This window comes from Paraburkholderia steynii, from assembly GCF_900100565.1.
Lineage (GTDB): Bacteria > Pseudomonadota > Gammaproteobacteria > Burkholderiales > Burkholderiaceae > Paraburkholderia > Paraburkholderia terrae.
The window spans coordinates 536874-559136 of the sequence record NZ_FNDI01000002.1 but is presented as its reverse complement, the minus strand read 5'-3'; the positions used below and the strand labels follow the sequence as shown (position 1 = coordinate 559136).

22 protein-coding genes and 3 pseudogenes are annotated in these 22263 nt (G+C 58.8%); 11 read left to right on the top strand and 14 right to left on the bottom strand.

Features of this window, described 5'->3' with window-relative positions; genetic code table 11:
* Both BLT65_RS06405 and BLT65_RS06400 read left to right on the top strand, forming a co-directional pair.
* Positions 1 to 673 (top strand): annotated as a pseudogene (locus BLT65_RS06405) (AAA family ATPase); the annotation flags it as partial.
* A gap of 47 nt (positions 674 to 720) precedes the next feature.
* Complete coding sequence (locus BLT65_RS06400; RefSeq protein ID WP_012404431.1) at positions 721 to 978, top strand: DUF4242 domain-containing protein; 258 nt, start codon at positions 721 to 723, stop codon at positions 976 to 978.
* A gap of 604 nt (positions 979 to 1582) precedes the next feature.
* Here BLT65_RS06400 and BLT65_RS06395 read toward each other — a convergent pair.
* The 3 genes from BLT65_RS06395 to BLT65_RS06385 form a co-directional block, all read right to left on the bottom strand.
* Positions 1583 to 2440, bottom strand: coding sequence for an MBL fold metallo-hydrolase (locus BLT65_RS06395; RefSeq protein ID WP_091776072.1), 858 nt, complete (start codon positions 2438 to 2440; stop codon positions 1583 to 1585).
* A gap of 214 nt (positions 2441 to 2654) precedes the next feature.
* Complete coding sequence (locus BLT65_RS06390) at positions 2655 to 3689, bottom strand: D-alanyl-D-alanine carboxypeptidase family protein (RefSeq protein WP_244186433.1); 1035 nt, start codon at positions 3687 to 3689, stop codon at positions 2655 to 2657.
* A 385-nt stretch (positions 3690 to 4074) separates the two neighbouring features.
* Positions 4075 to 4401, bottom strand: coding sequence for an H-NS histone family protein (locus BLT65_RS06385; RefSeq protein ID WP_091776066.1), 327 nt, complete (start codon positions 4399 to 4401; stop codon positions 4075 to 4077).
* Positions 4402 to 4789: 388 nt separating this feature from the next.
* Between BLT65_RS06385 and BLT65_RS06380 the strand changes: the two genes are divergently transcribed.
* Positions 4790 to 5548 carry an H-NS histone family protein gene (locus tag BLT65_RS06380; protein ID WP_091776063.1) on the top strand — a complete coding sequence of 253 codons (759 nt, stop codon included), beginning with the start codon at positions 4790 to 4792 and terminating at the stop codon, positions 5546 to 5548.
* A gap of 167 nt (positions 5549 to 5715) precedes the next feature.
* On the opposite strand, the gene BLT65_RS06375 is transcribed toward BLT65_RS06380, so the two are convergent.
* The 3 genes from BLT65_RS06375 to BLT65_RS06365 form a co-directional block, all read right to left on the bottom strand.
* Positions 5716 to 5919 carry a cold-shock protein gene (locus BLT65_RS06375; RefSeq protein ID WP_035988139.1) on the bottom strand — a complete coding sequence of 68 codons (204 nt, stop codon included), beginning with the start codon at positions 5917 to 5919 and terminating at the stop codon, positions 5716 to 5718.
* A 143-nt stretch (positions 5920 to 6062) separates the two neighbouring features.
* On the bottom strand, positions 6063 to 6782 hold the full coding sequence (locus BLT65_RS06370) for a DUF1223 domain-containing protein (protein WP_091776059.1): 720 nt from the start codon (positions 6780 to 6782) through the stop codon (positions 6063 to 6065).
* 54 nt (positions 6783 to 6836) lie between these two features.
* Positions 6837 to 7658 (bottom strand): YkgJ family cysteine cluster protein, encoded by an 822-nt coding sequence (locus BLT65_RS06365; RefSeq protein WP_244186436.1) that lies wholly within the window; start codon positions 7656 to 7658, stop codon positions 6837 to 6839.
* 331 nt (positions 7659 to 7989) lie between these two features.
* Between BLT65_RS06365 and BLT65_RS48560 the strand changes: the two genes are divergently transcribed.
* The 3 genes from BLT65_RS48560 to BLT65_RS06350 all read left to right on the top strand — a co-directional run bounded on the left by BLT65_RS48560 (position 7990) and on the right by BLT65_RS06350 (position 9529).
* Positions 7990 to 8112, top strand: coding sequence for a DUF4304 domain-containing protein (locus tag BLT65_RS48560; RefSeq protein WP_333783733.1), 123 nt, complete (start codon positions 7990 to 7992; stop codon positions 8110 to 8112).
* Positions 8113 to 8697: 585 nt separating this feature from the next.
* Entirely contained in the window at positions 8698 to 8997 is a 300-nt protein-coding gene (locus BLT65_RS06355; protein WP_091776053.1) for a hypothetical protein, read from the top strand.
* 247 nt (positions 8998 to 9244) lie between these two features.
* On the top strand, positions 9245 to 9529 hold the full coding sequence (locus tag BLT65_RS06350; RefSeq protein WP_042304718.1) for a hypothetical protein: 285 nt from the start codon (positions 9245 to 9247) through the stop codon (positions 9527 to 9529).
* Positions 9530 to 9964: 435 nt separating this feature from the next.
* Here BLT65_RS06350 and BLT65_RS06345 read toward each other — a convergent pair.
* From BLT65_RS06345 to BLT65_RS47820, 5 genes and pseudogenes are all read right to left on the bottom strand, one after another.
* Positions 9965 to 10548: pseudogene (locus BLT65_RS06345) on the bottom strand (hypothetical protein); the annotation flags it as partial.
* A gap of 252 nt (positions 10549 to 10800) precedes the next feature.
* The gene (locus BLT65_RS48670) at positions 10801 to 10998 is read right to left on the bottom strand and encodes a hypothetical protein (protein ID WP_208545734.1); all 198 of its coding nucleotides are present in this window, start codon (positions 10996 to 10998) and stop codon (positions 10801 to 10803) included.
* 67 nt (positions 10999 to 11065) lie between these two features.
* Entirely contained in the window at positions 11066 to 11686 is a 621-nt protein-coding gene (locus BLT65_RS06335) for an SEL1-like repeat protein (protein WP_091776050.1), read from the bottom strand.
* A gap of 506 nt (positions 11687 to 12192) precedes the next feature.
* Positions 12193 to 12654, bottom strand: a pseudogene (locus tag BLT65_RS06330) (UPF0182 family protein); the annotation flags it as partial.
* Positions 12638 to 12919: a CppA family protein gene (locus BLT65_RS47820; protein WP_081921203.1), complete on the bottom strand. Its 282-nt coding sequence runs from the start codon at positions 12917 to 12919 to the stop codon at positions 12638 to 12640. The gene BLT65_RS47820 and the pseudogene BLT65_RS06330, both read right to left, overlap by 17 nt.
* A 328-nt stretch (positions 12920 to 13247) precedes the next feature.
* On the opposite strand from BLT65_RS47820, the gene BLT65_RS06320 reads away from it, so the two are divergent.
* The 3 genes from BLT65_RS06320 to BLT65_RS48555 all read left to right on the top strand — a co-directional run bounded on the left by BLT65_RS06320 (position 13248) and on the right by BLT65_RS48555 (position 14563).
* Entirely contained in the window at positions 13248 to 13532 is a 285-nt protein-coding gene (locus tag BLT65_RS06320; protein ID WP_042312033.1) for a type II toxin-antitoxin system Phd/YefM family antitoxin, read from the top strand.
* The gene (locus tag BLT65_RS06315; protein WP_091776047.1) at positions 13532 to 13870 is read left to right on the top strand and encodes a type II toxin-antitoxin system RelE/ParE family toxin; all 339 of its coding nucleotides are present in this window, start codon (positions 13532 to 13534) and stop codon (positions 13868 to 13870) included. The genes BLT65_RS06320 and BLT65_RS06315 overlap by 1 nt, the downstream gene beginning before the upstream one ends.
* Positions 13871 to 14401: 531 nt before the next feature.
* Entirely contained in the window at positions 14402 to 14563 is a 162-nt protein-coding gene (locus BLT65_RS48555; RefSeq protein ID WP_341865826.1) for a class II aldolase/adducin family protein, read from the top strand.
* A 415-nt stretch (positions 14564 to 14978) separates the two neighbouring features.
* Here the strand turns inward: BLT65_RS48555 and BLT65_RS06305 are convergent, their stop codons facing one another.
* The gene (locus tag BLT65_RS06305; protein ID WP_091776043.1) at positions 14979 to 15686 is read right to left on the bottom strand and encodes a hypothetical protein; all 708 of its coding nucleotides are present in this window, start codon (positions 15684 to 15686) and stop codon (positions 14979 to 14981) included.
* Positions 15687 to 16675: 989 nt separating this feature from the next.
* On the opposite strand from BLT65_RS06305, the gene BLT65_RS06295 reads away from it, so the two are divergent.
* Positions 16676 to 17974 carry an FAD-binding oxidoreductase gene (locus BLT65_RS06295; RefSeq protein ID WP_244186431.1) on the top strand — a complete coding sequence of 433 codons (1299 nt, stop codon included), beginning with the start codon at positions 16676 to 16678 and terminating at the stop codon, positions 17972 to 17974.
* A 1003-nt stretch (positions 17975 to 18977) separates the two neighbouring features.
* Here BLT65_RS06295 and BLT65_RS06290 read toward each other — a convergent pair.
* Complete coding sequence (locus BLT65_RS06290) at positions 18978 to 20180, bottom strand: acyl-CoA dehydrogenase family protein (protein WP_091776035.1); 1203 nt, start codon at positions 20178 to 20180, stop codon at positions 18978 to 18980.
* A 46-nt stretch (positions 20181 to 20226) separates the two neighbouring features.
* Entirely contained in the window at positions 20227 to 21159 is a 933-nt protein-coding gene (locus BLT65_RS06285; protein ID WP_091776032.1) for an ABC transporter substrate-binding protein, read from the bottom strand.
* Positions 21160 to 21349: 190 nt separating this feature from the next.
* On the opposite strand from BLT65_RS06285, the gene BLT65_RS06280 reads away from it, so the two are divergent.
* Positions 21350 to 22261 carry a LysR family transcriptional regulator gene (locus BLT65_RS06280; RefSeq protein ID WP_091776029.1) on the top strand — a complete coding sequence of 304 codons (912 nt, stop codon included), beginning with the start codon at positions 21350 to 21352 and terminating at the stop codon, positions 22259 to 22261.
* Positions 22262 to 22263: the final 2 nt, after the last annotated feature.

The following is a 22263-nucleotide window of genomic DNA, read 5'->3' as shown; positions in this document are numbered from 1 at the left end:
GAACGCTGACGCGAATCTCGCAACGGGTGTCTACGGCATGCAAATGTTCACGATACGCCGCGAACAGGGTCGGCTCGCCGAGGTAGCGCCGATCTTCAAGCGGTTTGTCGACGAGCATTCTGAGGACGCTACGTGGCGGCCAGGATTCATGTTGATCTGTAGTGATCTCGGCTTCGAAGCGCAGGCCCGCGACAATCTCGATCGGCTTGCGGAATCGGAATCCAGCATCCCTGTGGACAGCAGGCGGCTTGTCACGTTGACCTATCTGGCGGAGGTTGCTGCCCGCTTGCGGGACGTCGAACATGCCGAACGGATTTATGCCCTTCTCCTGCCGTTCCAGGATCAGGTCGTCACGGTTCCAGTCTTTACGCTTTGCTGCGGATCTGCGGCACGGTTTCTTGGCATGCTGGCCCATGCTCTCGGCGACTGGTCTGCCGCCGAACAGCATTTTGACTACGCGCTGCGCATGGATGAGCGCTTACGGGCGTGGCCGTGGCTAGCCCATGGCCGGCACGAATACGCGCTCATGCTGGCGGCGCGCAATGGCAGAGAAGATAGAGAACGAGCGCAAGATCTGCTCTCGATGGCGGCCGCTGCAGCCAGAAGACTCAAGATGTTCGCTCTCGTGGAGCGCATCGGTGGCGCGCAGACACAAGCTCTGCCCAAAAGTTAGTACAGTGTTTGACGCGCAACGAGCAGTCGCTACTCAAGGAGAATCACATGCCGCGTTTTATGATTGAACGTAATTTTGCGGAACAACTCGAGGTCACGGGTGAAAGTGCTGCAACTGTGAAGAGAATCAACGACGAGGAAGGCGTCGAGTGGCTCTTTTCGTTTCTCAGCGCGGACAAGAAGAAGACCTATTGCCTGTATGAGGCACCCAACGCAGACGCCATCCGCGCCGCTGCTCGTCGGGCGAATCTGCCCGCCGACGTGATCATCGAGGTAAGCGACCTGCGGCCGGAAATGTTTAACTAGAAGGTGGGGCACGGACGCAGTGTCTGATGGCTGAGCCGATCCAACGACAGGATTGCCGCCAAGGTATTCGGGCAGCGGCGGCAACCAGCAATCGACGCGTTCGAGTCTGCCTCGCAGCCCGTCCCTCCAGGCCAAAACTAACAATGGCTCAACGCGAGGACAGGGGCGAGCCGTTGAAAACACGACGCCGAAAGACGGGAGCGGGGCGCCCATATCACCGGCTCCAAAGGCGCGACTATGACCGGTGCATCTTGAAAGCGGCCCATAGCCGGCGCCGGGCTGACGGGCAGCAACAGGTCGGAAGTTCGCGTCCGACGGACGAGAGATGCCATTCGCGGTCGCTACGGCGCGAATGGCAGAGGAGCAACCTGAATCTGCCTTGCCAAAGGTGAGACGTTAACATCAGGTGAGGCCGAACTCGAGTCTTCCTACGCGGGAATCGGGCAAATTCAGTTGACGATCAGTAAGTTGCGCCGCGAGGCCAGGAGAATGGCAGACCTGCCCGGCTAGAGCGAATGCAATCTCACCTCGCTCCTTTGGATTGCAGGGCTAGATGCCGACGGGTTAGAAACGCGTCATGCCGGAAGAAGGCATCCCGGCGACTTCAATCACTTCGCATGCGTGTAACCAACGCGAGCAAGCGAGCACTCATTTCCTCGGCCGGCAAGTGTGCGAGCCAACCGTGACCAGGAAGCAGCCATTCGAAACGATACGCGGCCAGCTTGCCAAGCGATTCGGTGAGTTCGGTCCATGAATACCAGCACGCGTCCCTGAACGCGATGAGGTCCCGCTCGCGTGGGCTCCAGGCAAGCGAATCACCAGAGAAGAGCACGCGATCCTCGAGCAGGTATGCGACGCTACCCCGAGTGTGCCCGGGCAGAGGGATTGCGCGCACACCGGCCGCGATGCTCGCTGCTGACCGGTCGTCGAGCAGATCCGTAGCATAGGGGGCGGCCGACCTGTCCTCCCGGTGGATCCAGACGCGAGCACCGAACTGGCGCGCGTATTTGTCCGCGTCTGCGACGTCGTCACGATGCGACAGAAGGATGTGCGCAATACCACCGGCGTCGTCAAACCATTTCACCAGCTCCGTCGCATAGCGCGGTGAGTCGATCAGCAGATTGCCGTCCCGACGCGCCGCAAAATACGAATGTGCGCCAAACGACGACCGTGCGTTGAATCCGCAGCGCCATACACCCGATGTGATCTGCTGCGGAAAGATTGCGGCGTTCGGGCGAGGCTGCTTCGTTTCGCTGCGTACCGATGCCGTAGGACATACGAACACCGCACGCCAGGCAGCGAGTTGCTCGTCCGGCGTGATGGGCTGCCGAACGAAGACACTCTTGTCGTTTCTCTCGGCAATCAGCCCCGGCGCGACGTGACGCGATGCACCGCAATTGATGCACGCTGTGTCGATGTACCACTCCCCAGGGACGGAGTCGGTATTGCGTGATGGCTTCATTCGATGCTCGGGTTCCGACAAGTCATGGCGACCTCACGGTTCACTATGATAGATCGTTCAAACACCCGCCGCAGCCAGACGCGACTGTGGCATCCAACGAATAGCGGCTCCAGGCGAGCGATCTGTGGTTCGACCAGTCTCGCAATGCGGCCCTTTCGAGGAGAAACACGTTCTGGTGTCGACGGCGATGCGTGTCTTGCCGGATCAGGCGCGCTTACGCACCGGCTCGACTGGCGATCACGCGGCGCGACGCATGGCGATGTGACGGGCCGGTCGACGCGAATCGCACCTTTACGCGATGCGGTTGGCTGGCGATGACCGGGTGGCTGTGATGCGAACGCGTCGAGGCGTAGTACGGCCGAGGTACGGGTACGGGCGTTTCATCGCCGTTCACCCAGTTGCGGATCGTGGCCAGATCAGCGGAGCGGGCACCGGATGAACGTGCGCCAAGCAGCGCAATGATCACCGGGCCTCTCTGCATCGCGACGTCGACCACGATGCAGCGACCCGCCTCGCGCGTGTATCCGGTTTTGGCGAGCTGAACGTCCCAATCCGTCCAGCGGACAACGGGATCCGTGTTGCGATAGAAACGGGGCCGGCTGCCGATTGTCTGTTCGTACGCTGTCAGCGTGGTAAATGAACTGATCATCGGATAGTGCGACGCTTCGATTGCCAGTTTGACAACATCGCGAGCCGTCGAGACATTGTTCGGCGAAAGTCCTGTCGGATCCTCGAAATGCGTGTCGGACATGTTTAGCCCGCGCGCCTTCAGATTCATCTGCTCGATGAACGCCGATTGGCCCCCAGGGAACGAGCGCGACAGGGCGGAAGCCGCACGGTTTTCGGACGACATCAGTGCAAGCCGAAGCATCGCCTCGCGTTCGAGCGACGTACCGACGGGTATCCGGGAACCCGAGTGCTTGATCCGGTCGATGTCGGCCTCGTCAATGGTCAGGGTATCTCCCATCTCCTGTGCCTTGTCGAGCACGACCATCGCGGTCATCAGTTTGGTCAGCGACGCGATGGGTCGGAGATCGTCGGCATTCTTTTCCAGCAAGACGTCGCCACGCGTAACGTCGTACACGATCGCGCTCGGGGAGTAGAGCGACGGGGCGTCAGCACGCGCGCATAGAGACGTGGCCGCGAGAAGCAGTGCGCAGATCAATTTCTTCATGTCATTCTCACTTCGGAACTGCGAACCGCAATTCGGAGGCAGGGCCACTCCACGCGAAAAATCGTCTTCCTGCAATATAAATGTAGTCGCTTGAATCAGGATCGGGTGTGGGAAGGTGAACAGAATTTTTAAGGCCGTCGGACGCAATTCGCCGAAGCCCGCGGCGATGGTCAGAAGAGGGAAGGCTGATCAGCGGGAGCGATGTCGGGCGGCGCTTTTCTGAGCCGCTGCGCGGGGAGACACTCTTCCGTGTGCTCAGGTCGATAAGAGGTGAGGATTTCCAGGAGTCGCGCCGGTTCTAACCTCGAGATCCGGGCGAGCCGGGATGCTCGCGATGCGATGGATCGAACATCCTTTCCATCATCGTTTTTATCTCCACAGCCCTGAAGGCAACAGGGCCCCGCGCTATCGAATCCGTTTGTTGCAACCGGTGTTCGCACAGCACGAGAAGGTGAACTCGTCAGTCAGTGTACTGCCGCGCAAGTGGACTCCCCGCGAAAGGGTCGTCGCGCCAGTCGATCGTCTTTCGCTGGCTTTCCTGCACGGGTGACGCCGATGCCACCTCAAAATGTTCGAGTCTTTGTCCTGCGCTAATCGCCTGCTTCAGCCACTGGGGCATTTCCCCGTCACCTGTCCAGGTACCGCCCGTCGCATTTTGATACCGGGCTGGTTTCTGCGTTACCTGATCGCCCGCTATTGCCGACGCCAGGTCGTCCGGCTCAATGCCATATTCTTCCATGCGGCGGCGGAGATAGGCGATCATGCTGTCCCGCTTACGTTCATCCATTCGTTTTCATCCGTGAGTACCGTCCGACTATTTCTTTCACATGATCTGTGGACAACCTGTCTGAAGCGGATTTGATCTGCTCAATCGCGTTGGTCGGGGAGCGGTTGTCGCCGTTTTCCAGCCGAAGATTAAAGCAGCAGTTATCTCGTCAGCTCGCGCATTTGAGGTCGCGGTTTCGCCGGAGCTGAGTGACGCCGGGGGGCGGTCCGCCTATAGCCGCTTTCGTAGCGCAGCGATCGTCGTCGCTCATCCCTTGATCCTGCATTAACCAGATCTGACGAAGCACCGGGCTGAGCTTGAGCCTCTTTCAATTGTAGCGTGCCACTATCGACGTGCGTCTTACTTGCTGGCATAGTTCGGCCACTACTACATACAGAAAGAGGAAAGAATGGCTACGCTCGAAAACGTGCAGGCGAAAATCGCCAGGTTGCAGGCCCAGGCCGAAGCGCTTGCCGCGAAGCAGTCGTCCGGCGTCATCGCGAAGATTCGTGACCTCATGGAAAAGCATGGTTTGACCGTTGCCGACATCGAAGCACACACCGGCGGCAAGAAGCGTGGCCGCAAGCCAGGCGCCAAGACGATTACCAAACCAGCAGCATTGGCAAAGTACCGTCATCCGAAGACGGGTGCCACCTGGACGGGGCACGGCCGCGCCCCGGCGTGGATCGCGAGCGCACGTGACCGTACGAAGTTTCTGATCGACGGCAGCGCTGCACAACCGGCTATTGCGGCAAAAAAACCAGCAGCGGCGGGCAATTATGTGAAGGGCCCCCAGGCGCCGAAATACCGCGACCCAAAGAGTGGTGCGACGTGGAGTGGCCGTGGCCCTGCACCGGCATGGTTGGCTGGCGCCAAAGATCGTTCGAAGTTTCTGATTGTCGCCGCGGCAGAGGGCGCCTCGGGCTCGAAGGCCGTTTCGCCCAGGAAGGCAACCTTAAAGAAAGCCGCGACGAAAAAGGTGACAGGAAAAACGGTCGCCGCGAAGAAGGTCAAGGCAGTAACGAAGCCGGCACCGGCGAAGAAGGCAGTCAGGAAAACTGCGGCGAAAGAAGCGGTGGCAAGGAAGGCACCAGCAAAGCGGGCGCCGCAGAACCCGGTAGCAGCTGCACCAGCCAGCGATAGCGCCTCGGTGCCCGTCGCCGCCTGATTGACGCGACCTGATTGTCGGTGGGGTGACTGGTCATGAGCAGGACTTGTCCGTCCTGCTCGAACCAGTCCACCGTAATGCCAACCAATGCACAGACTCCTGACACGCTGAACCAAAAAATTTAACCCCATAAGGCGGGTTACCTGTCGGGACGATGTGCGCGCCAGTTAGACTGGCTTGATATTCGCGGCCTGTTTACCCTTCGGCCCCATCTTCACGTCGAAGCTGACTTTCTGGTTTTCCTGCAATGACTTGAAGCCTTCCGTCTTGATTTCGGAGAAGTGGGCAAACAGGTCCTCGCCGCCTTCGTCCGGCGTGATGAAACCAAAGCCCTTCGCATCGTTAAACCATTTCACTGTGCCAGTTGCCATTTATGAACCTGTAGATGTTGAAAGTCGCATTCGCGAACGCGGTACGGCACGAAGCGGTCACCCGCGAAGGAATACTTTTCGCACGATAGGATGAGGCCTGCCAATCAGCAAGTCGCACTCACTGGCGAACAACAACCCATCACTCATCGAGCAGGCGCTTCACTTGTATCGACAACGCGTGCGGCGCCGACAATTGCACCATCATTGTCCTCGAGAAGAACCACTTGATGTTCGCCGGCGACGGCGTCGGCACGCAACATGAGCGCTGTGCCGGACCACTGGCCGATTGCCACAATGCTACGCACGACGTTCGATTCAGTGAGCGTATGGCCTGCGTTCTCGCCGCGCCCGATCGCGGTGACGTGACGGGCGTCGTAGCCGACCAGCAGCACATGCGCGCGTCCGGTGCCCGGGCCAATGGATACCGAAACACCGCCGTCTACACGTGTAGCGAGAACCGTAGCGGCCGTCACCCCGGCGGACTTTGCGTGGTCAATGGCCGCGCTGGCCGCAGTACGATTAGAGCCTACCACCTCGGCCTTGCCGTCGATCACCATCTCCGGCGTGTACTCGAAGTCGCGAAACCGTTGCGCATACCGGGCCTGACGCGCATCGGCGCCCTCGAACGAAAACGGATCTTTCCAGCCGAGCTGATTCCAGTATGTGACATGAAACGCGAGGGGCAGAACGTCGGTGCGTGAGTCGCTCAACTCGGACAGAAAGCGATCCGCCGGCGGGCACGACGAACAGCCCTGCGATGTGAACAGTTCAACGACAACTGGGCGCGGCGCGGCAGCAAACGCATGCGAGGTGAGCAACGCCGCAGCGCTCGCTATGATGACGGTGAGAGAACGGGGCAGCATGTCCTGACTCCAGATATCGACAGTCATGGTAATTCGCTCGCCAGCACGAGCGGGTTACAGTTGAAGCGGACCCGGCGCGCACAGTGAATTCAGTCGATCGCTATCGCTGATGTCCCCGTCAAAGAAGCCCAGGTATGCCGGGGTGTGTGCCGGGCCGGATGGGTCCTCAGCACGCCCAGCGCTTGCTCCGATTGACTGCAGCGTCGCGAGTGTCGTCGAGCGATTCGTGATGAAGTGCCAAGGGTGCGATGAGCGCGGCTGCGGGTCGTCAAGCGCCGCACCGGATTGTTGCGCCGCCCGCAGTGCAGCTTCGAGGCGAAGGCGTGCCGGCGCATAGACCGCGAAACCTTCGTTGGCGAGGGCAGCGGTGTCGTACCCGAGCAGCGCACACAGATACGTCTTGGCGACGCGGTCGCGCTCGTCGGCTTCACGCGACTGCGCGATGAGCGCTGCCGTGTCGGCATTTGCGATCCGGCCCGCGCGCATGAGTGCCGGACCGGTGTGGGACCACGCATCGGAAGGACAAACCTTCGCAGCCGGATCGAGCGGTAAGAACGGATTGACCTCAGCGGGATAGATGCGGCACACACGCGGACGCCGATGGTAGGCGCCGCAGGACATGTCCGGGCGAAGGTTGGGGCACGGTCCCGCGAACGCGGCCACCAGCGTCACGGTTACACGTACTGGCAACCTCCCACTTTGCGCAGCGAATGAGCGGCGCCTTCGGTGTTGAGCGAGCGCGTCGGTTTCTAGCGGTTCCTGAGGCCAGACGATCGCATCGCAAAGCAGTTGTACCTCACCACCGCGCGCGATCCAGTCGAGCGCTTCATCAATGGCGAGTGGCAGGCGCAGATCATGGCAGCAACGGCCACACATGGTGCATGAAAAGTGAATCGACATTAGCAGGATCGGCGATCGGGTATTGGCTGGTTAACTTAGTTCGTCGGCCAGGTGGTGCCGGTTACAAGTCGGTGGCCCGGTATGTGAAAATAATTTTCGATTCGGCCGTCCGTTATATGGTTGTTCACGGCTTACAAAATCGATGTAAGCCCGCTCTCGATCGCGACGTCTGAGCAAGTTCGGCCAGTTTCATCCATTCGACATCATCTCGTGAATCGCTCGACAATCTAGGTTGCGAAAGCAGGCGGCAACCTGGCTGCCGCATTTTGACGGGACTTGCCGTTGGGCCGTGATGAAATGAACTGCGTTGAAAGCGCGTTTTGCTCCCACGCTTCGCCGACTGGGGTTCGACGGTTCTTTGCCGCATTTCCGACGCCAGCGAGGTAATCGGGTTGATCTGTTGACGGTGCAGTTCGATCGCCACGGTTGAGGGTTCGTGGCCCAACTGTATCAATGCGGCGCGGAGGGTGGAGAGAGGTGGTCACGCCCGTTCGGACGGTCTTCTGGGATTTCTAAGTTGAGCGTCCGGGGTGGTCCGGGGTGGGCATGCTGCCAATTTGATTGCAGGCCGGCTTTGAACGGCTGCTTCCGGAGTTTCCGACCGGCTCAACGGGTCGTCAACAGCTATTGGATGTGCTAATCAGAGCCCTTCCGTGACCGATGGATGTTCTTGCCTAGCTGCACCGTTTCGCCCGGCGTGCGGAGGGAGGTGGCCGGAATGACCCGTTTGTCGTCGTGACGTGGCCAATACTACGCAAAGAGATGAAGCCTCATGGCACGAGTGCGTCTAAGCGTTTCACGACACCTTCAAAATTGCCGGACTCGAACGCAATGACCAAGGACCGACCACGCTGGAACCTTCAATTCTATTCGCTTTGCTGTGACCAGCAAGCCGTCTGTTGTTTTGAACCCAACATTCGCGGTCGTCGCCCGGCAGGTTTGCTCTGGATATGCAACGATGGTCGTGCAATTCGCACCAGTCTGAAGACGCAAGTCAACCCAACGGGGAGGGTAGATGAGAGAAAATGCCGAGACGTTATTCGTTGCATCCGAGGACATTGCAACAGCGTTGGACCTGCTGGAGAGCATTGAGGTTGAGGTCGGGTTCGATAGCGAGGATCCGGAGAGCGTCGAGCAGGCGATTCTCGCCGTCGAGGAGGCAATCAATACTCGCCTGAGCCGCCATCGCGGCGATGCACGTATCGAATCGGCCATCCTTCGCGTCAAATTGGACTTTCGGTGCGCGATCCTTGATCAAGCCTCATCCGACGAAGACGCTGATGGGGCCATCAGCAGCGTCCACACCGTGCACTGAAATGTTCGGGTCCATATCACCCGATCGCCGATTGGGATCGGGTGCAGCAGATAAACTGATCCGTCAGCGATGTTGCGAATGCGGTACGTTTCAATGGTTGGATGTCATGTGCGTGCAAAACACGCATGAGAGTCTGTCGAAGGATTTTTCAAAGGCCAGCGTTGTCGACTCCACTAGCAGAGTTGCAACAAGCTCGTTGCAGCATCATGTTGCTTGATACGCTGGCCACCCTGCACAGGAGAATGATTTGACCGAGCGCTCGTCTGAATCTCGCGTTACTGGATATCCCGGTGACTCGTTCGAAAGATTGTTTATCGACCTGGGCGAACATTCGGCACACAAAGCGCTTCTTCTGCTCACAGACGCGATTCATTGCCAGCAGCGCGACATGAACGCGTACGACTGGCTTTCGGGTGCGCTCCCTGGTGCAACGTTGAAACCAGCATTCGCGTTCGGTACGGTTGGCGAGCTTTATCGCTCCTTTGTGAGGCCGACGGAGTTTGCACGTCTGAACGCCCTGCGACGCTCGTAGCCGATTTTCTGCCAGTCGAGGTGGCGATAGTCGAGAACGCGTCTGATAACTCAGCGCCTGACCCTCGGTGGCGCGTGCAAAATGCACTTTCGCATTCTCGCCTCAACCTTGCGGCTGGCATTGACCGGGTGGTACACCTCGACGCAGATATCTCGGCCGCATCGGACGAGCAGATGCGTGGCCTTGACCAGATCAACGGCGCGATGAGTCAGCTCGACGACGCCAGTAGCGCAACGCGGCATTAGTCGAAGAGGCAACGGCGGCAGAAACGATAGAAGAACAGGCCAATCAGCAATGCCACATGCTGATGGCGTTTCGTCTCAGCAGCAGGATGAGTGAAAGTGGAGAACGGCAAGAAGGGCGTCGGGGAACACCAGCAGACAGCAACTACAGTTGCGTCTCGGAAGAACTTCGGTAAAAAAGCCAGCACCCGTCGGCTTTAAGTGGCGTACGAGGTTTAGGCTGTTCGGGCATTTCGCTTCGACTGTTCCTGACGACTCTGGGCGACCCGCCCGCTACTTTCTTTGGCATTTGTACTTCCTCGGACAAACTATCTTTAAGAAATGGTTGCTTATCGACGTTCAGGGCAGAAGCCGGCTTAAGTGCTTCCGACTCGACGTCGGGTCCGTCATCGGTTTGAATGAAGTCGAGCGGTGACTTCAGGCGTGCAATGATCTCGGCCGCGAGCGCAGGATTGGGCTGGTCAAAAAAGCCATGCGGTAACCCAAGCGTGGTTTCCATGTGAAAGGCAGTCTCGGGCGTGAACCTCTCGCCCTTCATCAGTTCGCCCACGCGCGTCATGTTCGATTCAAGTGCTATCGCGATATTCTCCGCGCCTACCGCATCGACCAGAAACTGAAAAGATCGTGTTTTGAAGATGGAGGCAGTCTGGGCGGAGTCGCGGGGAGGCGCCTTCACATACGGTCGTCCCTGCCGGTTGGGCGGAGATTTTTTTCGTGGCGAGGTCGGCGTTGGCCGGTGTCCCGGGATCCCGCATATCGCCCGCGGGCTTGACTCATAAAGTAGGGCTCCGTGCGATGTTGATATTCTGAGTATCCTGATTATAGAGGAGGCGCTGCTGTCATCTGATGTGTCGGTCGCTACCTATGCGTCTCCGCCGGGCGTCCAGCGCCAAAACGGCCGTCCTCATGCTGTCACATTTCGACGTTAAGCTTTTCGCCCTCGGTATTAAATCCACCGTTGTGGGTCGTCATCGAACGCCAGTCACTGGAAACCTGACGACCTGCGTATCTCTCTTTGCATCCGGAGCATCACGTGTTGAGCGCCCACGAATTTGCAACATTGATGTGATGCTGGTCAGGGACTCCGCCGATCACATCGCCGATCGGGAAGAACTTGGTACGTTGCTTGAACAGCAACTTGTCGCGGAGCGACTTGCGGGCGGAGCAGTACGCCCTCGCATCACGGAGGACGGAGAGTCTCTTCTCCGTCACCTTGCCTTTATCCATTGATGAGAGAAATCCGTCGGGTGCCGCTCAGGATCTTCCACCCGCCCGACTCGCTGGCGGTAGGGCCTCAACGCAACGCTTCCAGACGGCGTTGGCAACGTTTGTCATCTCCACCGCGTCGATAGCTCTGCATGGCCTTTGTGCGGTCCGGGACAACGCTCCTGTCCTCTGCACCCCACACGCCCTCCCAGAAAAGTCCGAGATTGTGCGCTGAGGTTTTGTGCCCCAGTTCAATGGCCTGCTCGTACAGCGAGCGCGCACGGCTCACGTCCACCTGCATGCCCCGCCCGAGCCGTGCGCTGTCAGCGAGCGCGGCGGCGGCCAAGCCGCGCAGACGATCCTCTGCGGTTTCGTCCTTCATCACGTCTTCAAGGATCGCATTACCCCTCGCAAAGTCCGCCTCCCCTCCTGTGGGTGTGACGAGGGATATGGCCATTGCCGTTCGCCAGGCCGGATGGCGGTTCGCGCCAATGCGCTCCAGTAACCAGCGGCCCAGATACGGGGCATGGCTTAACGTGCTGGTGAGAAGGGCGTTTGCGATTGCGGCGAGCGACTCCGGTGACAGGAATCCGGTTTTGTTTGCCGCAATGACGTGGCGGGAGAATTTTTCGACATCCAGCGCAGGGTCGGCGCGACGCAACTGATGCCATTCGCGCTCGATTGCCCCGACCCAGCTTTCCATTTGCATGGTGAGCGATCCTGTGGTGAAGAATGCACCTTATTCTAGCTCACCTTTTGCTGAATGCAACCTGCGGATTTAGAAGTCCGTGGCGCCTGCCACCACGCAAGGCAGCATCAAGACTGTGCCACGATACGGGGGCCGGGATTTCATCTTGGAATAAGGATGCCTTAATTAATCAACGAGCAAAGCAGTGCGCAGGATCAGCAGTTCAATCTGCTTCAAAACTGCTCGTTGTTCAGACGCACGGGGTCGGTATGCGTTGTTGGTGTATTGACGCGGGAACAGCCAGACGCTCGGCCAACAATGGCGCGTGCAATGTAATCAACGCGATGGCGACGACCGGTGATGGCTTCAACTCGACGCCTACTTCACGCAGCGTGGTCAGCGCGGATGTGGGTATCGTGCATCGGTTCTGATGCCGGTTGAAGTTTCTGAAGCAGGACAGGGTGCTGCGATTGCGCCGCTTCGCAATTCATCCTCGTCGCTTGCGCACGCCCGGAAATTCGCTCTGGTCACTCTTTATTCTGCGAACGCCCGTCGTCCAGCGACTCAAGGAGTGCCCGATGCGCATCGAGTTCCAGGCCGAATGCGCTCCAGTCTCCTGCTTTTGGCCGTTCGAGCGCGCGGTTGTAGTGCGCGAGCGCCTCACGGGCGCGCGTGTCCGGTGTGCCTGACGACTTCGATGTGGCCGAGGTACGCGGCGATAACCCGCTTCAACTCCGGCAACTGCCCGGACGCTGCGCGCGGGTAGAGCCGCGAAGCGTAGAGAATCGAATTCTCGATCGGCACCACCACGAGATGGCCACGGATGACGCGTGAGCCCATCTGATTCCATAGTGAAATCTGTTGTGAGATCTCGGTATTTTGCTGATTCGCGCCTTGCTCTGGAATGGTCCGTAGACCAGCTTATCCTTCAGCAACGTGTAGACGATGAGCTTGCCCTGCTCGGACGGATCCCTACCTCGCAGCGCCCAGTTTTGCTGTCGCCGTTCTGGCTGCGAGAATGCTCCGGATGGTCGCAAGGGAATAGTCGGCGACCGGACTCGAGGTTTGTCGAAGCGGCGCGGAAAACGCCGGAGTTCTCACGCCAAGGCGTCTGCAAACTGTCGAGAGGTAAGGTTTGCCCGATCCGGCGCACTGCGCGACAGCGCTGACGATCGCGGCATCGCCAACGTGCTTGCGAAGCCATTCGAGGGTTTGCCGATCTTTCTCGTTATAGACCCTGACCAGGTGCTCCATTACGCCTCCCGAAGTGCTGTATATAAACACAGTACTGTAAATTTATACAGTTTCCAGGTAGATGGCAAGGACTCGTGGTTGCTTCATGCTAGCGTGCCACCGGATCGTAGGTACCATAGCGCCCACCCGTGCGAAATAAAGGGCGCTAACGAACGTATGTATTGACTTTGTATTCCGTATCGCGGGTTGTTCCGCTTTTCCTGCCATGGCATCCACGTGGGCATCGCGGGAGCCTGTTCATGCGCGTGGGTTGTACAACGGATGGTCGTTGTCGTCGGACCGATAATGGTCTATATTTGGTCCTATCAGACCAGCAATGGAGCACCGCATGCATATCGCCGATCACGTAAAACCAATCAGCTACCTCAAGAGCGAAGCGGCACAAATCGTCAAAGACCTGACCGATTCGGGAGAGCCGCTCATCATCACGCAGAACGGCGAAGCAAAGCTGGTTGTTCAGGATGTGCGGACGTATGAAGCGACGCAACAGACAATCGCACTCCTGAAGATCCTGGCCATCGGCCAAAAACAGATCGACCGCGCAGATCACATCGACGGCGACGAATTCTTTGCGGAGCTTAACGAACTCGACCGCCACGAAAAGCTTCGCTAATGTCAGCCCCGCTGTTGAAGTACCACATCCTGCCGACCGCCCGAATCAGCATCGATGAGTTGAGAAGTTACATTGTTCGAACATTCGGGTGGGAGACATGGAGACAGACGTCGGCGCAGCTTCAGGAAACTGTCGCGCACATCCGTCAGTTTCCTGAAAGCGGCCACGTCCCCGCTGAACTTGAGGGCTTCGTTGATGACAGTTTTCGGCAAGCCATTTCTGGCAAGAACCGGATCATCTATCAGGTGCGCGACGATACCATTTACATTCATCTCGTCGTCGACACGCGACGCGATCTGCTGGGCCTTCTCCAAAGAATCGTGCTGCGGCTGTTGTAAGCCACTACGACGTGACGCGACCGAAACGGGAGTCAGGGGTCCTTGACCTGAAGGACGAGTATTCCGAAAGCGAGCTCGAAGAGGCACCCATCCACCGCTCGAGGATTTTTTTCTTGAGCTGGGCAGCGCCTTCACGTTCGGTGGACGACAGCGCCTGCTCATCGACACGCCTGCGCGTCTGCTACCCGGCACCGCTGTGCGCAAACATTGAACTGGCCGCCGCGCGGACGTCATCCGAGTTGATCTCGGCGACCTGATGGCGCAAGACGCGCACTGCCGCAGCGTCAATTACTTTCTGCAACAAGGCGTCTGTATCTGCTGATCTGCCGGCGAGAACCTCATTCAACCGGTCCGGACACCGGGCATGATCACATATCGGGCGCCAGCCATCTGGCGCAGCCTCGAGACAATGTAGCGCTCGAGACGCGCTGACGTTGGTACGTCGAAGAAGATGCGATCGGAGAATCGTCCGCCACGAAGGACCGCCAGATCAATTGCGTCGACGTGGTTAGTAGCGATCTTGGTCCGCATATGGCGATGATTCTTCGCAATCACGGCTTGCTCGCAGTGGGCCGCAGCATTCCCGAAGCCTTCAACCAGATCTACTTTCTCGAACGCGCGTGTCAGGCGCAGGTTCAGGCGCTCGCTGGAGGGACGCGGCTGCGCTATCCGCACCGGAAGTATGTGAGTTAGCCGCGCGTCAGTCTGACGCCGAGATCGACCAGCAACTCGACGTGCTTGCGTGGTCGGCCGCACTCACACTGGTAGCGGATCAGGCCGAAGCGTACCGCCAATAGGCCGGTGTAACGGGACGCGACGGTGCGCGTTGCCGATACCCGACCCGGCGGTGCCGGTGCGCTGCCTCGCTTCGAATTATTGGGTCCGTACACTTGCTGTCGTTCTCCGCCGCGGTCACACGGTCACGCAGGCGGTCTGTAAACTTAAACAGCGGACCTTCCTGCCCGGCGGCAATACCGAGCGACTGATCGATTCGGATACCTGCCGTTGCAGTCTGAGGATCGACCGTCGGCTCCATGTCGATACCGCCTATTGGATTTCGCCGACTCCGGTCATTCAAGATAGCAAATCACGAGGGACCGAATGCTCATCAGTTAAGTATCATCCCCCACTTTGCCTTCACCAAACTGTCTATTTTGCTCGCTGTTGTTTGTTCGTTCAACTTATAAAGTTCCTCGAACATTGGTTGAGATATCGTGGCTATGTGTTGAGCACTTTCGATGATTTCTTTCTGGTTCCCATACTTCATCGATAGCGAAAGATTTTTCCAAGTATCGAACTTGCTTACTGTTTCCGTCTTCTCGAGCTTCTTATATTTATTGAGAATTTCGTCGTATGTCGGACCTGACGTTGGGGTTTTCGATGGGTCCTTCGCGCGCACACGGCCGTCCGGAAACGTCACCGCGGTATCGGCCAATCCTGTCACGTTGACCATGAGAGGTGGCTTGCAGTGCCGCGTGAGGTCATAGAGTTTAAGTGCTAGCTGGGTGCAGTACGGTGTCCCCAATTTATCGGAGCCCGATTTGCAACCGGATAGTTTTATCGCCGTGGTGTCGTAAGTCAGGTTCTTCCGGATGAGTTTGTCGGCAAGAACCTCAGCCGTCATGCCGCCGAACTCGGTCTCGTTCCCGTGTGATACGAGCACGAGCTTCTCGCCGGGAACCATGTCTTTAAGATCGATCCGGTCGAATACGTCAACTGCCACCAACCCGTTTCGTGTGCCTTTTCTGGAAGTGATCAGATTGTGAAGTTTCACCCACATCGCAATGTCAATCGGCGTTTTCAGAATGGCCAACATGGGAGTTCCTCGCTATTCGGAGTAAAAGGGCGACGCAACGAAATGCTAACTCCCGGCTTGATCGACCGCCAGATCTTATCTGAACATTGACACGGCCTCAGCCAATAGTTGCCGTTCGCGCAACACAAGAAGCCGTCATTCCAAAGGCCGGTTCACTTCGGAGCCTGCAGGAAGTCCGATGCGAACAACTCTGCCTCACCCAACGTTCAGGTGTCGCCGTCGGTGAGACATCAGGTTGCTTTGCTTCCATTTGGATTTTCGCCGCCGTGAATGTCAGGTTTCACTGTCAGCGCATGGGTGCTTGCGATGCACTTATGCCCTTCGACATGGTGTTAGCAGAACGGAGATTTACAACGGTACCGACTCGGAGCGGGCAGTCCAGCCTATACCGTCTGAATTATGTAAGCCGATTCTGGGAGCGTCGTCTTCTCAAACACCAGTACTTATCAAAGGTATTTCTGTATTCGCGAAATGGTTAGCATCGCAGTTACGCTCCATGCAAATGTGCGATCCCATACACAATGCCGAATTTGAGTTCGAAAGTATTCCGTAAGTTACCTATTCTGTTGATCGTCAAATCAATTGCCGTGTCGCTCCCTGGATACCTTGGCGCCGCCTCCGACGTACGATCGAATACCGCCGGGCGGTAAGGACGAAGTTAGGGTGCTTAACGACGGAGTCGAATTGGCAAGCAGCAGAAGTCCGCCCTGAGGCGCGGAGTAAAGGCGTTGCGCGGGGCCCGATGACTGCTTGCGTGGACGCCATACGAAATGGCGGGTGCGCCGCTCGTCTGGAGACGGTGGCGTTCGTGAAGGTGGCCATCGCACTTTGCGATGCCTTTGGCCGCAAGAGAGGCAAAACCTTCCGTTCGGTGATACCGATCCTGAGCCCAATCACAATCTTCATGGAACGAGAAATTTAAAGGAGCTTTCGACGCCGTGCATGAAAGGTTGCTCAGTAAGCTCGTTTCGTGTGGATGTCGAGGACCGGTGATCGGTCGGGACCATCCAGACTACGACAATGCGCGGCGGGTGTGGAATGGCCTTGTCGACCGCAGGCCCGCCGCCATATTGCAGGCGGAGAGCGTCGATGATGTTCGAAGGGCCATCGACTCGGCAGCCCAGAGCAATGCCCTCCTGGCAGTGCGAGGAGGCGGCCATAGCATACCGGGCCTGTCCACCTGTGACGATGGTCTCGTGCTTGATCTCTCACGGCTCAATTCGGTCGTCATGGATAAAAAGGCCGGGACGGTAGACGTTGGCGGCGGAGCCCTGTTGGGCAATCTCGATCAGGCGCTCGTCCCCAAAGGCAAAGTGGTCCCAGCGGGCGTGATCTCCCACACCGGTGTCGCCGGACTGACTCTGGGTGGTGGCATGGGACGGCTCAGCCGCGCGTTTGGGCTGACGATTGATCACCTTGCGGGAGTTCAAATCGTAACCGCGGACGGAGCGGTGAACTGGATCGACATCCATTCAGACCCAGAGCTATTTTGGGGGGTACGCGGGGGCGGTGGAAATTTCGGTATCGTCACCCGCTTCCGTTTCAAGCTTTGCCCATTGGGGCCGGTCATGGTCGGCCAATGGAACTACCCGATCAGACACGCAAAGGAGGCGATCGGCACCCTCGACGAGTTGGCTCGATCTCGACCGCGCGAATTCTCCGTTGCATTCACCCTGACGTCATCGAGTTTGAGCGTGACGGCGGTCTGGGTGGGCGATATCGCTCACGCGGAGCAAATGCTCGGTCCGTTTGGACGGCTCGCGCAGGCAGGACAGGGAAGCATCGCGCACCTGCCGTTCGTCCAGCTGCAAAGCTGCAACGATCACCACTTCGCCTGGTGCCGGCGGTACTATGCCAAAGGCGGTTTCTGGCGGAGTATCACGAGCAATGCGATCGATACGATGCTCCGGGAGGTTGAAGCGGCTCCCACTCCAGATTCGGAGTTTTACGTGTTGCAACTGGGAGGCGCGGTCGCAGACGTGCCTGAGGATGCGACCGCCTATTCCGGGAGACAAGCGGCATGCTATTGGATTGCCGAGCCCGTGTGGGACGATCCGGCGGACGACGAACGGTGCATAGCATGGGGGCGGGCTGCTGCCACAAGGATATCGGACCAGTACATACAGGCCAATTACGTCAACGAACAGGGAGATACCGCCATCGCTCCAGGTGCATACGGCGCTCGCAAATATGAAAGGCTCGCGCGTCTGAAAGCCCGTTGCGATCCGGCCAACCTCTTCCGCCTCAATCAGAATATCGTGCCCTTCCCGCGACCTGCCTCTGCGTGATTTTTTGGTGCAGCGAATGTCTCGTTTTAAGACTGTTGCTGCCGAACGACCTTGAGCCGCGAGAACGACGGAAAGAGCGTCCGTCGGTCTATTTGCGAGGCGGCGATAAGTGAAGTAAAAGAAATCGAGTGGCGGTACGGAATGACCTCTCCACTCAGATACCTGCCCTTGCAACTCCGAACGCTCGGCCGGCGGCAACGGGTCGCAAGTACGCATCCGCTTTCAATAAAAGCTGACGTACGCCTCCACCGAAGTGCGAATGTCGGCAGAGCGACTCACAGCCGCCTGACGGATGCCGCTGCCTGAGTGTCGGCAAAGGCCGATATCGAGTCAATCGGCTTTGCAGTTCACCAGCGGGATTGCCCTTGGCCGTCCACGCTACGAGCACTCGCCAGCAGACGACCGGTCGTAATGGGTTCGCTCTGAGCTGCCCGCACTGAAGGCGGCAAAGAGTTCGAATGTATTTAACGCCATGAGAGCTTCAAGTCTCAATCGCATGGGATCTTGTGGATCGGCACGCCCTCATTTTGATTGTTCGATTCCGGATATCGAAGTTGGAGCTGCTTGCGGCCTCGAGTGTTTGTGTCGCCATAGTGTTTGGCTGCGCGACGATCGAAGGTGACGGGGAAAGAGGTACCCCGATTCGTCGGCGTTGTGTGTGCAAAGTGTGATGGCGATACCACTGCGTTTTATCTAACGTAGAGTTGTTGTCGCCCGCGCACGCTCGTATATCGCGAGTTGGTTGTGATGTGCGAGGGCAGAGATTGCGGGTAGACAAAGCGACGCTGACCGAGCTTTGGCGTGGCTCTGCGGGAGGGCCGGCGACCTCTCGAATTATTGCAACGGCGAATTTCAGTGGTCGACCCTGGCGAAAGCGGTTGATACTTAAAATATTAAAAAAGCTTTCATTTTTCGGGGTCTATTGCACGGCCACTCAGTAGCGTTTCTGAGTCTATTGCTCAATTTTTGCGGTCTATTGTGCTGGGACAGCACGGTTGCGCTATCAGAGCGACGCGAATGCCGCGCGCCCGAGATTGCCAAGCACCGTATCATTTTGTGGCGTGTGAATGCGCGCGCAAAGCACGTCGCGATAATGGCGTTCGAGCGCGTTGTTGCGGCTCAAGCCCGGGTTGCTGCTCGCTTCGAGTGCGAACTCGACGGCTTCGATCGCGTGCTGGCTCACGAGGTATTTGATGGTTGGCGCTTCCGTCGCGCTTACATGGCCGGATGCGCCCGCATCGAGCAACACGCGGTTATTGAAGAGCAAGGCGTCGATGCGTCCGACCGTCTGCTGAAAACTGTCGAGGCTCGACAGCGGTGCATTCAGGCTCGACGGCACGCGTTGCGCTGTCCACTGCACGAACCAGTCGCGGGCCGCACGCGCGACGCCGTCATAGATCGAAGGCAACAGCACGTTCATCCAGAGACTGGTGACGGGGTCCATGCCGTTTGATGGACCGGGGAATTGCAGATCGACAGCGTGATCGAGCGGCACGCGCACGTTGTCGAAAATGACTTCGTGGCTGCCTGTCGCGCGCATGCCGAGATGATTCCACGGCTCGCCGAAGCGGATGCCGGGCGTGTCGCGATGCACGAGCCATGTGCCGACGCGCGGCGACGCTTCATCCGTTCGGCCCCATACAGCAAACCACGTCAGCCCGGGGCTGCCCGTCGAGTAGAGCTTGCGGCCGTTCAGTATCCAGTGGTCGTTCTCCTGTTTGCCGACGGTGCCGGGCAGTCCGCCGCGCGACGGTGAACCGAGTTCCGGCTCGACGCGCAGCGAATTGATCAGCGCGCCGCGCTCGACGGCGTCGCGCGCAATGCGTTCCTTGAGCGCGATCGGCCAATTGGGATTCGCCTGCAAACGCAGATGGTAGAGACATTGCATTACGACGATCAGCGCGGTCGAAGGCTCGCCGCGCGCAATTGCACGTATCACCTTCAAGGTCTGCGCGAGTGTCGCTTCGCGGCCACCGAGCGCACGCGGCACCGTCAACGCGAGCAACCCGGCGCGGCGCAGCTTGGCGAGATTGTCGTGTGGAAAATGCGGACCCGCGTCGAGCGCGGCGGCGCTGGCGGCGAACTCATCGGTCAACGCAGCGAGCCAGGTATCGGCTTGCGGACTGTCGAGGTCAGCGAGCGCCTCGAGGGCATCGGCCTCGCGCTCGGTATCGATGAATGCACTGTCGGGATGGCGGCGTGTCATATCGGACTCTGTGTGTCGATGGAGCTAGACAATGCGCGGCGCGAGATCACTGCGCATCGAGCGGAAACTGACGGTCGAAACTCGGCGCGACGTCGAGCCGCGTTTTGATGACGTCGGCGCGGTGATAGAGATCGGCGGTCTTTTGCTGTTCGGCGACCACATGGTCGTCGATGGCGATGGGATGCAGTTGCGCGCGCTGATAGACGATCTTCAACACTTCGGGCGGCAAGCCCGTCACACGCGATTGCATCGCGGCGACTTCATCGGGATGCGACAGCGCCCAGCGCTGCCCGGCCGCGACGCGCTTCAGAAAGTCGGCGATTTCCGCACGCTTGGCCTTGATCGAGTCTTCCGTTGCGGCCTGGAAGCTCAGACCCGACGAGAGATTCACGCCATTCGCGATGCTGCGGTCGTGATCGCGCTGTTCGGCGAGCGCGACGTACGGGTCCCACGTGGACCACGCATCGACGTTGCCCGACGCGAGCGCGGCCTTTGCATCGGCGGGCTGCATGAAGCGCAGCGACACGTCGGAGAGCTTGATGCCCGCGCGTTCCAGCGTTGCGATAGCGAGGTAATGGCCAATCGATCCGCGCGTCGTCGCGATGCGCTTGCCCTTCAGATCGGCAGCGCTTTTGATAGGCGATTGATCCGGGACGATGATCGCGAGGTCGATGGGCTGCGAGCGCGTGACCGCGACGGCGCGCACTTTCGCGCCGGCAGCGTAGGCGAAGATCAACGGCGCATCGCCGAGTCCACCGACATCGATCGCACCCGCATTCAACGCTTCGCCAAGCGGCTGCGCAGCGGGGAAGTTGAACCAATCGATCTTGTACGGCACGTCTTTCAATTGCCCGGATGCTTCGAGAATGCCGCGCGTCTGCAATTGCTGATCGCCGACCTTGAGGGTCGTGTCGGCATGCGCGGCGAACGGTGCGGCGGATAACGCAATGAGAAGAAGACGGGCAATCAGACGGTGCATGATGGGTCGTGATGGACGCGAGAGAGGATGAAAAACCTACGATACGCAGTCGCTTTTTATAAGGCAAACGCATTGTTCTGCTTTGCTAATATGCGAGATCGAAATGCGCGTTCGGCCTTGAACGCGATACGTCAATCACGTTAAGCTCGACACATCATTCGTCAATACTTCATCAAGTGGAAAGTACTCAATGAAACTCGATGAGATCGAGGCCTTTGTCGCTGTCGTGCGCAGCCAGTCGCTGAATCAGGCGGCCAATGCGCTGGCGCTCACGCAACCCGCCGTGACGCGCCGCATCCAGAACTTTGAAGAAGCGCTCGGCGTGGCCTTGCTCGACCGCAACACAAAGCCCTTGAAGACCACGCCGATGGGGCGCGCCGTCTACGAGCAATGCCGCGCGATCGTGCGCGAAGTCGAAGCCCTCAGGCATCTCGTCACCGACGATGCGCCGCTGGCAGGCGTGCTGCGTCTCGGCGTCGCGCAGACGGTCGCTGACGTCGCGATGCTCAAGGCCTTGCATGCGTTACGTGAAGCGCACCCGGACTTGCAGGCGCGTGTATTGACGGGGTGGGGCAATCCGCTGCTGCAAAAGGTCGAAGACGGTGAACTGGATGCGGCTGTCGTGCTGCTGCCCGTCAATCGGGTACTGCCGGAAGCGTTGGTAGGCGAGGCGCTCGGTCCGTTGAAGCTGGCGGTCGTCGCGCGCAAGGGCAGCATGAAAAAGCGCGTGCATACGCTGGCGGAATGCCAGGCATATGGCTGGGTGCTGAATCCCGATGGCTGCGGCTTTCGCGCGGGGCTACAGCATGCGCTGGCCGCGCAGGGTTACGCATTGAAGCTGAATCTGGAAACGCTCGGCACCGAGCTTCAACTCGGCCTCGTCGCGGATGGCGTCGGGCTGGGTCTCGTGCCGTTGCCACTGCTGGATGCAAGCATGCACGCGGCGACACTCGACGTGATTCAGCTTGGTGATTTCAAGCCTGAAATAGCGGTGTGGATGGTGCGCTCGCGCGCGCTTGGCAAGATGCAGTCGGCGTTGACGGTGCTGTCGGAAAGCATCGAAAAAAGCTTCAAGGCCGCGCGTTTGTCGCGCGCGGCTTGAGC